The organism is Leptolyngbya sp. FACHB-711 (genome assembly GCF_014695615.1).
Classification (GTDB): Bacteria; Cyanobacteriota; Cyanobacteriia; order Elainellales; family Elainellaceae; genus Leptolyngbya_A.
Map to the genome: position 1 here is coordinate 1 of NZ_JACJOR010000556.1, position 13339 is coordinate 13339.

The following is a 13339-nucleotide window of genomic DNA, read 5'->3' on the forward strand; positions in this document are numbered from 1 at the left end:
GTCTTCGCTTGGGAGGATAAATTCAAGCGCTTATTGCTGCGCTTCGAGCGGATCAGCAAGTTGCACTATGCCTTGAAAACTCTGGCTTACACTCTGATCAATCTGCGGCATTTTTGCCAGGGCTAACCCATTCGTCATTCATCCCTTTTGAGGTCTCGGCAATAGAGACCCAGAGTTGTCGTGCTTTGAAGTCAGAAATATGGGCAAGAGTAGCAGGAAATCGATCCTAATCGATCGTTCTGTTCCTTTAAAGGCTCAATTTGGCCTTGCTATTCAATCTCTCCTATCAACTTTTTGCAAAACCCGCAACCAGTTGTAATCCAGCTCGTTCTGCTGCGGTCGTCTTCGTCCAACTATTCTTCCAAATCCAATTGAAATAACTCACAATCAATCGCGCACTGACCTCAGTTTGCTTCCAGACCTTGCCAAACTTGTGTTGTCGCCGCTGCCATCTCCCAGTTTGTCCTCTCAAAATACCATTGGTTCGCTCAATTTTTTGAGTGCCTGCTTTACCCACCCAGAGGGTGACCCACTCTGGCAGCACTCGCTCATACGCACCCCACCCATCACTGCGCCATTGGTCACACGCTGTTTTACCCTCGGTAGAGCGCACCAATTCGGCTAAAAACTCGTCCGTGTGCTTTCCCACTCGTAAGCTCAGAATCAACCCACTGTCTGTCGCAATCGTGGTGCCAATCCAACAGTCTCCCACTGCTAATTCTCCCGGCAAGACTTGCTTTTGCTTTTTTTGACAAACGACCACAATTCGTCACTTTGGATAGTCTGGCTGTCTACGTCCTGAACCTGTTGGTTATGAATCATCTGTGCTTTTTCACTCGCTTTGCGAACTAAACTAACAACCGTTCCATAGGCGCGTTTGCTGATGCGGCTCACGCCTCGCAAGCTATTCCCTTCGCAATGCGATTGGAGAATGGTATGTCCTTCTTCAGGACTGACTTGGCGACGATAGTAGAGCGTATCGAAGGTTTCGGTGAAAGTTTGGTGACAGGCAGGACATTGGAAACGTTGAACACCCTTACGGGTTCGACCATGTTTGTGGACTTTGGCATGCTCGCAGAAGGGACAGCGCATAGCGGATACACCATCACGACAACGCTTTTATTTTACCTACCCACACTTGTTTGGTGCACAACCATTCCGTCTAATCCCGTTTCTGGGATTTTAGGCAAAATTCAAAGCGAAAACAGACCGAAGAAATGCTGAAGAATTCGGGCTAATGCCTAAAATCAGAGTATTATGCGGAAATTTGGTCGGGCTAATGTCCGATTTGGGAGATTAGACAGAATTGATTCGGGTTAATCGCCTCTATAGGGTAGATAGCCTGAATTAATTCCGTCTAATACAGAGTTAGCTAGCTCCGCACAGAGCTTTTACACTCGTTTTTGGAGATTGTCGCTGAGTCCGAAAGCACCGAGAAGGCGATCGGTTATTGCAATAGTCAACAGGTAGCAACGATTGGCTTTTGTCGTTGGGTGACTTAGATCAATAGCACTATGAAATTTGAAGTTGATGCCGTTGATGGATCTGGAAGAATAGTGGGAAGAAACATCGGTGAGGACATTCCTATTGGCTCTACATTTACAAGGATCACTAAAACTCAATTCGAGGGTCAAAGTCCTCACATAACGTCTACTGATTCAGGCATTATTGCAAGTATCCGATTGACCTTGAAAAAGGTAGAGTGGTACGGCAGGAGCATAGATGTAATTCCAGGTGGTCATTCAGCAGGTCTACTAGTTGACGGAGATGGCATGTCCATCCTAAATTCTGTGTTAGAGAATCGAAAACAAAGAGAATCCGTTTATTTAGTAGTGCAGTGAATCAGAGAGATAGAAGGGAGTGCGAATAAGTTCGATCGGCGGTGATATCCAGCTAACACTGCAATGCAGGCGGACTGCTGGCAAGCGTCGGTGCTGCGTTCTAGGATATTTGCAGCCGCTGATTTTTGCCGTTAGACTGCTAGATCTTGGTTGAGATGGTTCTTCAAAATTATTTGTGGATGCATCTGACTTTTATCTGACCTTTTGCTGACTTTGCCCGGATGACGGAGCAATTTTGTGAAGGTTATGGTGAATTCACTTTTAGGTATTATGCCGAATCATTCTGCCTATTCACCCTCCGGGGAATCTTGGGCAATATGAAATTTCTCTATTTGCTTAATATCGAGAAACAATCTTCAACAGCAATTTCTGCACATGAAAACCTACTTCTACCGTGGACGATACACACCAAGTGCTTGGCGTAATCTCATCGCAGAGCCGAAAGATATCGGAGAACTACTGCGCGTTAGCATTGAGAGCTTTGGTGGTCACGTTATTGGCTGCTTTATCTTGAGAAGTACTGAACCTATTGGGTTCATCGAGTTTCCAGATGACATCTCTGCAAATGCTTGGTGCTTGAGTCTTGCTTCACAGGACGGAATAGATTTTGTTGAGATTGAACCAGCTATTAAGACGTCTGATCTCCTGACATCTTTCCAGATGGCTGCCACAAAAATTAGTGAGCTAGGTAAAGGTAGTGGATGGTAGGTTCTTTCTGAACTGAGGCTTTGTAAGTGAGAGAGTAGAGCAGATAGCACTCACAGGATTCATTGAGAGCAGTGCACTACTCTAAGCGGCCTAACAAGCCCACTGCACCGCAACAGCGTGATTTATTGCTGGTTGTGAAAGTTATCTGTATCCGGTGAGTGGAAACGTTAGCATCCCATACGCTCTTGCACTTTCAAGGTGGAAGAAATTAGATTTACTAGACAAGTATTTATACTTATTGAAAATCTAATTTCTTAGGAGGTTAAATCTTGGTTGAGGCTGTACTTCACAATCATCGGTGGGTATATCTAGTCTTTTCCTGATCTTTCATAACTGACCAGTAAATATAAGGAAATTAGAGTAAGCGTGAAAAATTTAGTTGCTGAGTTACTTGTTCAAATTCCTAACGCATGTTAGTTGATAAAGGTAAGGAAGTACATTTCAATCAGTAGTTAGCAACCTAAGCGCTGATGCACCTTCAGGGTGAGAGAAATTAGATTTACTAGACGAGTATTTATATCTATTGGAGATCTAATTTCTTAGGAGGCAGCAAGGTTATCTATGAGGGTGTAGTCGAACGTTTACTCTGCATTACTCTTTTTCATAAATTAGGCGAGTACAATGCTTAAAAAGATTCATGAAGTGACCGATGTAAAACTTGCTACTCTTGAAAGTTTTCCTCCGAAGTTGTTAATAACAGCGTCCGGCACAGTTCCAACTGGTGGGTGGAGCGAGAAAGGAGAGCTTATTGAATACATATACATTACTCCGCCGGTCGATGGATATTACGAGTTTGATTTTGTGGGAGAATCACCATCGCCGGATGTAATTGTGACTCAAGGTCTTAAACCTATAGTTGCTACATTCGTGCTGAACTCAATCCCTGAGGATTTGAAGGGTATTAAAGTATATGCATCATGTAGCTCGAAGAAAGAGGCTTACAATGACTCACCTACTCTAGCTTTAGAAATCATCAGAGTAGGTAATTGAGATAGCCATTACCAAAAACCGTGTACACTACTCAGCTTCTGTTGAAGCTTTCAGTAGTCTAACGAGTCGCTGTACCGAAACAGACCAAGCTAATCGGCTGAGTTGAAATTGCTGCCTACATCCGATGCAGCGACTCATTAGTCCACTAAATTTTGGTTGAGGCGATTCTTCAAGATCACCTGTGGGTGCAATCTACTTTCCATACAGCTGTCAAAGGAGAAAATTGATGCTACTGTCACGGGAAAAAGTAACTGCAATCCCACATCTTCGAGTTATTGCAAATTGGAGTGATTCAAGTGCTCGTAGTGAGAGCGCTTCAGCAGTTTATAATCCGACTCCTGGCTTTGTGCTAATAAGTATAGAAACCATTGTGCATAGCTCGAATAGTGGGAGACGAGAAGTATGCGATGCCTCGATTACATTTATTGAGGAAAACTTACCTGAAATCGGTGACTCAACCCTCCCAAATAATAATTGGTGTCTTTGAAGTTCAAAAATTATTAAAGAATTGTAAGGATGGCTATTATGATTAAACGTATTGATTCCAAGCTTGAATGGGTTAAGCCAGAGTATTCACCCGATTTACAGCAGGCTTTAGAAAGTCTTCCTGAAGAACTAAGAGTTCATTCTCAAAATCTTTTTCGAGTAATCCAAGAAACTGGCTTGCCAGCCTTTAAAGAGGCTTCATCTCCAGAGGAAGAAGCAATTTGGTTGTTAGAAGTAGCGGCTGAGATCGAACATGCTCTATTAGTTGAATATCTATACTCCGCTTACTCAATCGATTCTAATCCTAGTACTGCCTTGTTTCGGAGGACATTGACTAATATTGCTGTTCAAGAAATGGGGCATTTAATTACAGTTCAGAATTTACTTTTGTCAATTGGCGGTAATGTTTATTTTGAACGTCATGATGAAAGTCCTCAATCTTCTCTCGATCCATTTCTCTTTAAACTCGAACCATTTAGCAAAGTAGTTTTAGCTAAGTATGTTCTTGCGGAAATGCCTTTGATTGAGGATTTACCAGACGCTGAAAAAGCTGAGATTGAGCGAATTAGAAATGAACATCAACTCGATATTGGGATGCAAATTAATCGTGTTGGTGCTTTATATTTGAAGCTATATTGGTTATTTCAAAGTAGTGACGATTCTGAAGGTCCTTGGCAAATACCCAAGGATATTATTCCTACCGCTCAACGAGGGAAGCACATTGCTTCGTTAGATTCAGCATCTGCACGTATCGAATTTCAAACAGATGATTCTGAATGGCTAGCTAGTGTACCGAGACTGTAAATTGGATTGTGTCAACGGTCAGAAATGAGATCTAATGAACTACTGAACCTGAGACATGAGTTTTATGACATTTCCCCCTGAACTCCTGGACGAACTGCTCAAAGGCTACCAGAACCCTGAAGACCTGCTCGGCGAAGGTGGCATCCTCAAGCAACTGACCAAAGCCTTGGTCGAACGCTGCTTAGAAGGCGAAATGAAGACCCACTTGGAGGAGCAACGCGCCGAAGCTGCTCCGATGCCCCCAAAGAATCGCCGTAACGGACACAGCAAGAAGACCATCAAGGGCGAGTTTGGCGAAGCGGAGATTGCTGTTCCACGCGACCGAACGAGTGAATTTGAGCCGCAGATCATCAAGAAAGGGCAGACCCGGTTTGATGGGTTTGATGACAAGATTCTGTCACTCTATGCCAGGGGCATGACGGTGCGGGACATCCAAGCCCAGCTGCAAGACCTGTACGGAGTGGAGGTGTCGGCTGGCTTGATTTCCAATGTCACTGATGCCGTGGAGGAGGAGCGCAAACTGTGGCAGAATCGTACCCTCGACTCGGTGTACCCGATTGTCTATTTTGATGCTCTAGTCGTGAAGGTCAGGCAGGATGGACGGGTGATCAACAAAGCAATCCACCTAGCGTTGGGTGTGAATCTAGCGGGAACGAAGGAACTGTTGGGGCTATGGATGACCCCAAATGAGTCTGCTAAGTTCTGGCTGGCTGTCCTCACCGAGTTACAAAACCGAGGACTCAAGGACATCTTAATTGCTTGCGTCGATGGTCTGACTGGCTTTCCTGATGCCATTGAAGCCGTCTTTCCCAAAACGACGGTGCAGTTGTGCATTGTTCACTTGGTCAGAAATTCCCTATCCTACGTCTCCTACAAAGATCGCAAAGCCGTTGCCGCTGACCTTCGCCTAATTTACACTAGCAGCACTGAAACCGAGGCAGAACAACGCCTAGTCGAGTTTGCCGAGACCTGGGATAAGCAGTACCCCACCATCAGCAAGTCCTGGATGAGCCATTGGATTCGGATCATTCCGTTCTTTGCCTTTCCACCAGAGATCCGTAAAGCGATTTATACCACCAATGCGATTGAGTCGATGAATATGACGCTCAGAAAAGTGCTGAAAAATCACCGTGCTTTCCCAACCGATGAGTCAGCCATGAAGGTGATTTACCTAGCGATCCTCAATATTGCAAAGAAATGGACGATGCCCATTCGAGATTGGAAGCCTGCTCTCAACCGCTTTGCCATTGAGTTTGGCGATCGTCTTTTCCTATAGCTTTCGACACCTGACACAATCTATTTGACATACTCAGTGTACCTGGTTTGCAAATTGATTTGGTTGATAATCGGGCTAATGCCCTCAATGCAATTTTTCGCATTTCTGCTCAAGGGGAGGGATTTGAAGGCCCCATTGATTCTCATTTTGAGAGATTTCGAGCTCTCTATCGACAGTATGATTCTGTAGCACTCACAATTCGAGATGTGCCAACCAATCCATTTGTTAGTGCAACTCCCGATTTAGATCCAGAGCAAGAACGAAACCGCATCAGCCATCCAATTGCAAAAATTCTTGTTGAGCTTGCTGATGTTCGCTATAAAAAAATGCTGTTACATTTCCTTCAGGCTTTTTCCTATAGCAAAACTGGATCGAATAATGAACTTCGTGCAGATCTTATTAAATGGTCTTTAGGTGAAATGACTAGTGGAATTAGAATATTATCGCGGGCTATCCAAGATTTACCGCGTATTTCATCTACAGATACGGTAAGTCCAACCAAGGCTGCATTAGCTTTTACTATTCCTCACGAAGTCTTTCCTACCAGTAATGACGAACAATGGAAACTACTCGCTCAATTGCTCGATCGATCTCAGGAACTACGCAGTGAATTAACTAGTTTACCTAGTGTTGAGCCAGGTTTGACAGGATTAATTGATACAGTAGTGCTCGCTGATGATGATGATAAGCGTTTAGTCATAGCAGCACAAACCGCTGATTCAACAGATTCACCAATAGTTTAATATTCTTGGAGAAGTTAGTCCCATGGCAAAAGTTTATAAAGTTCACCCTGGCATTGGTATTGCACGAGTTGGCAATAGTCCTGATGAGTTTTTTATCAGCCCTGAAATTCCTGGTGTTAATCCAGTTGAAATTGTCAGTGGAATTGAACAACCTCTTCAAAAATATAAAGATGCTTCTGGTTGTATTAAACGACAAGCTGCTCGATTCAGGGTCTTTGAGTATGAAGAAGACGCTAGGGGAACACTCACCCCACTGCGCGAGATAACTGTAGCTGATGCTCAAATTGAATGGCGAGTCACATTAGCAAATCGCAAAGCGGCTGTTGAAGGATTTAATGTTCCTGGACCTCGTAACCCTGGAATTGCTACAACCGACTTGGAAGTCAAGCCTATATTCGATCCGATTTCTGGTTCAAATAAAATAGTCACAGCTTCATCACCTGGATTATTCAAAGGGAAAGAGGTTTATTTAGGAGAATTACGGACTGATGCTCAGGGACATCTGATGGTACTTGGAGGCAGAGGGTTATCTGCATCTGAGCCTTCTGGAAGTCCAATCACGGATTTCGCTGATAATGAGTCCTGGCATGATGATGTTGCTGACGGACCGGTTAATGCTCTCGTCACCTTTCCCAGTGGAGATTCGTTCACAGTTGAAGGAGCTTGGGTTATCGTTGCACCACCTGACTTTGCTCCCCAAATTTATGGACTAACAAACCTTTACGACATTGCTTTTCAGGCAGCAGTCGATCGAGGATGGATCGTGCCTCCTTCCACGCCTTCCTTTCGCAACGATATATTACCGATTATTCAGCGAGGTGCTAATTTACGTTGGGTAGACAAGTGGGATTCCTTCCTTTCTCTCGTTCAAGATCCAGCTATCTTAGCCAGTAAAACCGATCCAACTGCCAGCTCTTTACGTCGTGGTGTCTTTGATCGGTTGGTTGACGTTGAAGATCTTTCGCTTCTTAGTGACTTTAAATTTACTAAAGTACAAAGAGATATTCTGGACAAATGGCTCAACTTGAACTTTGTAGACGATTTTAGCAACCCTCTTTCTCCCCTGAGCTTAACTCCTAGCAACTTAGATCGGGCTTCTCTAGAGCAGGGAGTAGGTGGTGGATTTTTCCCTGGTATTGAAGCTGGAATTTTGATGACTAACTCTACACTCTATAGTGAACCATTTCGCTTCACTCGATCTCCATTTACAGACAGTGGAGCATCAATGTTGTTAGAAGCTGGCTCAATTACAGCTCGTATGGCAGTTCCGTGGCAAGCAGATTTTCTCAAGTGCTCAGAAGGTTGGTGGCCTGCTCAACGTCCCAACACTGTAATGTTGAATGTAGATAGTCCCGAACCAGATGAAAACTGGATGCCGACTCGTCTTGATGGAGGTTCATTCAGACATCCTCAGTTAGTAGAAAATTTTGGGCGACTAGGTTTTATCGTTCCTCGTCCAAATACCGCTGGTGAAACTGTTTTTATTGAAGATGAACGCGATCCAACTTTTCCACATTAGGATGCTGTTCCGTCATGCTAGAACAGAAACACTATGATGTTGTCATTCTTGGTGGTGGTCCGGGTGGTACTTCAGCAGCAATCGCCCTAGCCAAGACTGGGGCTTCTGTTGCCTTGTGCGAACGCTCTCACTACCAAGACAATCGTGTAGGTGAGATGTTATCTCCTTGGATTCGCCCCCTCTTGACGGAATTGGGACACTGGGAGCGTTTTATTCAAGCAGGACATCTCTCTTCTCCTGGAATAGTTTCTTGCTGGGGAAGCAGCCAACCCTATGAAAACGAGTTCATTTTCAACCCTTATGGTTCCGGATGGCATATAGACCGAAGTAGCTTTGATCGCTCTTTGGCATTGGCAGTTACTGAAGCAGGGGCTAACGTTTTTTTTGATACCTTGGTAGTTGATGTTTATTATGAGGAACGATTGTGGAATATTCTTGTTCGTAAAGATGGAGAACTAAAAAACTTAAAAGCTGATTTTCTCATTAATGCCTTGGGGAGAAATCAGTTCAAAAAAGGAATATTAGCGACAGAGAGGATCTACTTAGACAATTTAGTTGGAGTTTTCCAATTCTTTCAAAACGATCCAAGCGAAGCTACGGAAGATTTACGAATGCTCATTGAAGCATCTGAAGGAGGCTGGTGGTATTCAGCACAACTTCCTAAAGGTAGGGCGATCGTAGTTATGATGACTGACAAGGATTTTTTACCTGCTAAATCAACCGATCTCGAAGTCTATTGGAATAATAGTTTACTCACAACTACTCATACAAGGGCGCGAGCCAACATTTGGCATCCGAGTGATCGATTGCGCATTTATAATGCATGTACCTCTCGTCAATCCTCTTTTTCAGGACAACAGTGGTTAGCAGTCGGAGACGCTGCCGCTGCCTATGACCCTTTGTCAGCTCAGGGAATTCTCAAAGCGATTAGTAATGGGATAAAAGCTGCTCAGGCGATCGCATCATCTGAATTTAGCTATTCAGCCTCATTTAAGGATTATAATGCCTCCCTTCTATCCAGTTTTACTACGTATATAAGTGAAAGAAATTCATACTATGCTCAGGAAAGACGCTGGGAAAATACTTCTTTTTGGCAAAGGAGGCGGGGAAATTACAGAAACCTAGTGAACACTATTTGATTTTTCTACCTCGTCCAGTCTACAAACCTTTGCGTACCCAGTTTAGAATTATAGCGGCTGTGAAGGCGAAAGTTGTCTAGCAACGCCTATGCATGCCGACCACTGAAAGTTGATCGGCTGTGATGCAAAGGCTGCGACGGGTGATGGACAATGTTAATGATTGTATCAATGCCGAAAATGACTCTTTTCGGCAGTGTACCCAGTAAGATGAATGAAACAGAACCAGTTTCGGGCATAATACAAAATTTCGCCCAATGGTCTTTTTCGGAAAAGTTTTTCCATAACCTCTTCCCCTCCTCACAAACCAAAAAATCAAGACGTGCGATGCCTCTGCGATCGCACGTCTGATGAGGGTCGAGCGGCTGGTGCAAGCTGCCCGGCAGAGAGGCATTGCGATACAACCAGCGGAACCGGGGGAAATACCGTCCTGCTCTCAACTAGGGTCTAAATTTCGAGTGATATTTAGAACTTGCGCCGGGCTTGCACCAAGAATCTCTTGAGCGGTTTGAGCACACGGTTTAGATTTTGCCGCTTCACTCGCAGCTACCTTCAGCAGACCCTTATCTACTTCACTCGTTAACCACTTGGCACCTGCGACACCTATCAGCATAGCAGCAGCAATCGTTGAGGGGGTTAGGCTCAATTCGTGGCGTTCGAGCAGATTCACTTGGGCAAATGGACTATACAGTCCCCAAGAGACAATAGCTGCAACCGCACCAATAAAAACATTCCCGATGAATCCAGGACGGACAACGCGGATATTCTTAACTTGCTCAACTCGGGGGCAGAAAAAACCATTGTCGGTGATTATGGCATTAACAAGCCCTCCAATTGCTCCAGCTAAAAATATGACCTTTAAAATCAACCCCATTGACATTATGATTACCTCACTTTTGTCCTGTTCTTTAAACTCAAATGGACTCGAAATTCAATCAGTTTCGACTGATGTGTTTTAGGTCCTGTGTGACGGACGTAGCTCTAAAGGCTCTTTATGCCCCAACTTCTCTTATAGGAGGTCCTATAGGGGGACAGAGGTCGGAGCGATCGTCTTGTCGATCGCTCCCGTTTGAGCAATTACGGCAGAACTGCAAGAAACCGCTGTGCTATCTTGGCGATTGCTGCTGCTCTGTCAAGCCCATTGACGATTCTCCGGGCATTGGCAAAATCGCGATGGCTCCCGTTGATATAGTCCCTCAACTTGCGACCAGTAAAAGCACCGTCTCGCATGCCTTGGACTAAGATAATTGCCGCGACTTCTGGTTCGGCAGCTTTCCCAGGATTGCTCACTAGATCGACTCTGAGCCGACGTGACCAGTAGGTGTAGTTGTTTCTACCGGTGATTTGCACGAATCCTCTACCTTTAAATCGAGGTCCATCTCCTGGTCGGATATTGCCTAAATCTTTGCGCCCCTCGTATTGAGAACCGTCAGAAAGTTCAGTCATATACTTCCCTAGGCTGGATTCGTGCTCGATCGTGGCGAGAATATAAGCAATTTGTCCTCGGTCTGTCACACCATCAACTCGTGCCTGGTTTAAGATCAGCGGGATCGAGTTGCGGGCAAACACTTGAAGATTAGCTGGAACCGAATTGACGGTTCTCTCGATGGAAGGACCGACGGGGTTGGGAGTAGGGCGAGGGACAATCTCTACTGGGACTCCCAACAATGCCGACCAGGTTTTTGCGCCCACAATGCCGTCAGCAACCAAATCTGTCCCCGCTTGAAACTGCTTGACTTTCGCCTGAGTTCCCACACAACTCTTGTTGCAAGACGAACACCAGTTCACTCCGGTAATCCCCCTCGAGTGCTGCTGCAATCTCTTTAATCGTCGCTCGAATGCGAACATCCTTGAGTGCTGCCAGTTGATCCAGGTCTCGCTCTCCAGCCACGATGGCTCGAATAATAGCAAGCCCTGTAGCGCCACTGATATCACTGATGACACGGTGCAGTTGCACATTCATTTGCGTCAACGCCTTCTGCATCCGTTGGATGTGGCTACTAGCACTTTTGATCAGAGTATCGCGTTGCCGGATGTAGCTGCGCAAGACACAAGTCTGGTCATCCGGGCGGAAGGAGCCTGCCAGTAAGCCATAACTGTGTAACTGTCGCAACCATTGACAATCCAAAACATCGCTCTTACGTCCTGGCACGGTTTTAACCTGACGAGCATTGACCAACTTGACTTCAAACCCCTGCGTTTCCAGGATTTGGAATACAGCAATCCAATAGACCCCTGTTGCTTCCATTGCGACCGTTTTGATCCGGCACTCATGTAGCCACTTGGCCATCGCGTAGAGGTCAGCTGTAAAGCACCTAAAGCGACGAACACATTGAGAATCACGGTCTTCAGGAACACTGACCCAGTGATAATCTGCACCGAGGTCGATTCCTGCTGCATCCGCATTGATCACGGGTAACTCATGCTTGGATTCACTCATGGTCAACTCCTCAAGGGCAGGTTTGTCAAACTGCCCTAGCCCGGAGGGTGTTGTCGATGCAGTCTCCTAAACGGGGATTTATGCTGCTTTCTGGTGTATGAGCAAAGGAGAAGAAAGGGCGTATCCTGCTGGATAAGGAATAAAAGACCAGACGAGGATACACCATGAGTAAGGATAATCTTATTGCATTTCAAGCTGGAGAATCATCGGCATCGTTTCGAGATGCGTTAACGGAACTGGTTCGTAACGGTGCTCGCCAGATCATTGCTGAGGCAGTGGAGGCGGAGTTGAGTGAGTTTTTAGCGCAGTACCAGAACCTCAAGGACGGACAGGGACGCAAGGCTGTCGTTCGCAATGGCTATTTGCCGGAACGCACAATCATGACTGGGGTGGGTGAAGTTGCAATTCAGGTGCCCAAAGTGCGAGATCGTACCCAAAGGGGCATCAAGTTCAATTCGTCCTTGTTGCCACCGTACCTGAAACGGGCTGCTAGCGTGGAGGAAGTGTTGCCCTGGCTGTACTTGAAAGGGGTGTCTACCGGAGATTTTTCAGAGGCATTGGCATCGCTTTTGGGTGCTCAAGCGGAAGGACTGTCTCCCAGCACAATCAGCCGTTTGAAAACCAAATGGATTGAGGAGCATCAACAATGGCAGAAACGATCTCTGGCGGGGAAACGGTATGTGTATGTGTGGGCAGACGGCATCTACTTCAACATCCGCAATGAATCTGAGCGTCACTGCATCCTGGTCATCATTGGCGTGACCGATACAGGGATGAAAGAACTGCTGGGGCTAGAGGCAGGCTTACGGGAGTCCGAGTTAAGTTGGAAGCCGTTGTTGTTGCGCTTGCAGGACCAGGGACTCAAAATCGCGCCAGAACTTGCAGTTGGGGATGGAGCACTGGGGTTTTGGAAGGCATTGGCACAGGTGTTTCCCACGACCAAAGCCCAACGCTGTTGGGTGCACAAGACCGCTAATGTGCTCAACAAACTGCCCAAGAGCCAGCAATCACAGGCGAAATCTGCCCTGCACGAAATCTACTTGGCAGCGACCAAGGACGAGGCAAACAAAGCATTTGACCGCTTTACCAAGACCTATGAAGCCAAGTACCCCAAAGCAGTGGAGTGTTTAGTCAAAGACCGGGAAGCACTGTTGGCGTTCTACGATTTTCCGGCGGAGCATTGGGTGCATCTTCGCACCACCAATCCGATTGAATCGACCTTTGCCACCGTGCGCTTGAGAACTGATAAAACCAGAGGTTGTGTTTCCCAAGACAGCATTCTATCGCTGGTATTCAAACTGGTGCAGAGTGCTCAGAAACGATGGTTACGCATTCGCGGATTCAGACGATTAGGGGAGGTGATTGAGGGCGTGAAATTCAAAGATGGCATTCGAGT

Annotated in this window: 14 protein-coding genes; 10 read left to right on the forward strand and 4 right to left on the reverse strand. The window is 45.8% G+C overall.

Annotation, left to right across the window (positions count from 1 at the left end; genetic code table 11):
* Window positions 1-286: 286 nt before the first annotated feature.
* Window positions 287-1092 (reverse strand): IS1 family transposase gene (locus tag H6F80_RS27600; protein WP_190794725.1). Its coding sequence is split into 2 segments (ribosomal slippage): window positions 287-748 and window positions 751-1092, totalling 804 coding nucleotides; the frame shifts between segments, so codons are not numbered across the junction.
* A 422-nt stretch (window positions 1093-1514) separates the two neighbouring features.
* Between H6F80_RS27600 and H6F80_RS27605 the strand changes: the two genes are divergently transcribed.
* From H6F80_RS27605 to H6F80_RS27640, 9 genes are all read left to right on the forward strand, one after another.
* Window positions 1515-1841: a hypothetical protein gene (locus tag H6F80_RS27605; protein ID WP_190794726.1), complete on the forward strand. Its 327-nt coding sequence runs from the start codon at window positions 1515-1517 to the stop codon at window positions 1839-1841.
* A 375-nt stretch (window positions 1842-2216) separates the two neighbouring features.
* Window positions 2217-2549, forward strand: coding sequence for a GYD domain-containing protein (locus tag H6F80_RS27610; protein WP_190794727.1), 333 nt, complete (start codon window positions 2217-2219; stop codon window positions 2547-2549).
* A gap of 621 nt (window positions 2550-3170) precedes the next feature.
* Window positions 3171-3539, forward strand: coding sequence for a hypothetical protein (locus tag H6F80_RS27615; protein ID WP_190794728.1), 369 nt, complete (start codon window positions 3171-3173; stop codon window positions 3537-3539).
* A gap of 226 nt (window positions 3540-3765) precedes the next feature.
* A complete protein-coding gene (locus H6F80_RS31490; RefSeq protein WP_518523669.1) occupies window positions 3766-4026 on the forward strand; it encodes a BP74-related protein in 261 nt (86 codons plus the stop codon).
* Between the two features lie 29 nt (window positions 4027-4055).
* A complete protein-coding gene (locus tag H6F80_RS27620; protein ID WP_190794729.1) occupies window positions 4056-4829 on the forward strand; it encodes a ferritin-like domain-containing protein in 774 nt (257 codons plus the stop codon).
* A 64-nt stretch (window positions 4830-4893) separates the two neighbouring features.
* Window positions 4894-6105, forward strand: coding sequence for an IS256 family transposase (locus H6F80_RS27625; protein WP_518523670.1), 1212 nt, complete (start codon window positions 4894-4896; stop codon window positions 6103-6105).
* Window positions 6106-6152: 47 nt separating this feature from the next.
* The gene (locus H6F80_RS27630) at window positions 6153-6848 is read left to right on the forward strand and encodes a hypothetical protein (protein WP_190794731.1); all 696 of its coding nucleotides are present in this window, start codon (window positions 6153-6155) and stop codon (window positions 6846-6848) included.
* A 22-nt stretch (window positions 6849-6870) separates the two neighbouring features.
* A complete protein-coding gene (locus H6F80_RS27635) occupies window positions 6871-8367 on the forward strand; it encodes a LodA/GoxA family CTQ-dependent oxidase (RefSeq protein WP_190794732.1) in 1497 nt (498 codons plus the stop codon).
* A 14-nt stretch (window positions 8368-8381) separates the two neighbouring features.
* Complete coding sequence (locus tag H6F80_RS27640; protein ID WP_190794733.1) at window positions 8382-9506, forward strand: NAD(P)/FAD-dependent oxidoreductase; 1125 nt, start codon at window positions 8382-8384, stop codon at window positions 9504-9506.
* 433 nt (window positions 9507-9939) lie between these two features.
* Here H6F80_RS27640 and H6F80_RS27645 read toward each other — a convergent pair whose 3' ends face one another.
* The 3 genes from H6F80_RS27645 to H6F80_RS27655 form a co-directional block, all read right to left on the reverse strand.
* Entirely contained in the window at window positions 9940-10383 is a 444-nt protein-coding gene (locus H6F80_RS27645) for a DUF4257 domain-containing protein (protein WP_190794734.1), read from the reverse strand.
* 197 nt (window positions 10384-10580) lie between these two features.
* A complete protein-coding gene (locus tag H6F80_RS27650) occupies window positions 10581-11291 on the reverse strand; it encodes a peptidoglycan-binding protein (protein WP_518523671.1) in 711 nt (236 codons plus the stop codon).
* The gene (locus tag H6F80_RS27655) at window positions 11203-11943 is read right to left on the reverse strand and encodes an IS110 family RNA-guided transposase (protein ID WP_518523672.1); all 741 of its coding nucleotides are present in this window, start codon (window positions 11941-11943) and stop codon (window positions 11203-11205) included. The genes H6F80_RS27650 and H6F80_RS27655 overlap by 89 nt, the downstream gene beginning before the upstream one ends.
* Window positions 11944-12107: 164 nt before the next feature.
* Here H6F80_RS27655 and H6F80_RS27660 point away from each other — a divergent pair.
* Window positions 12108-13339, forward strand: a 1232-nt coding sequence (locus tag H6F80_RS27660) for an IS256 family transposase (RefSeq protein ID WP_190794736.1), incomplete at its 3' end; no start/stop codon positions are given.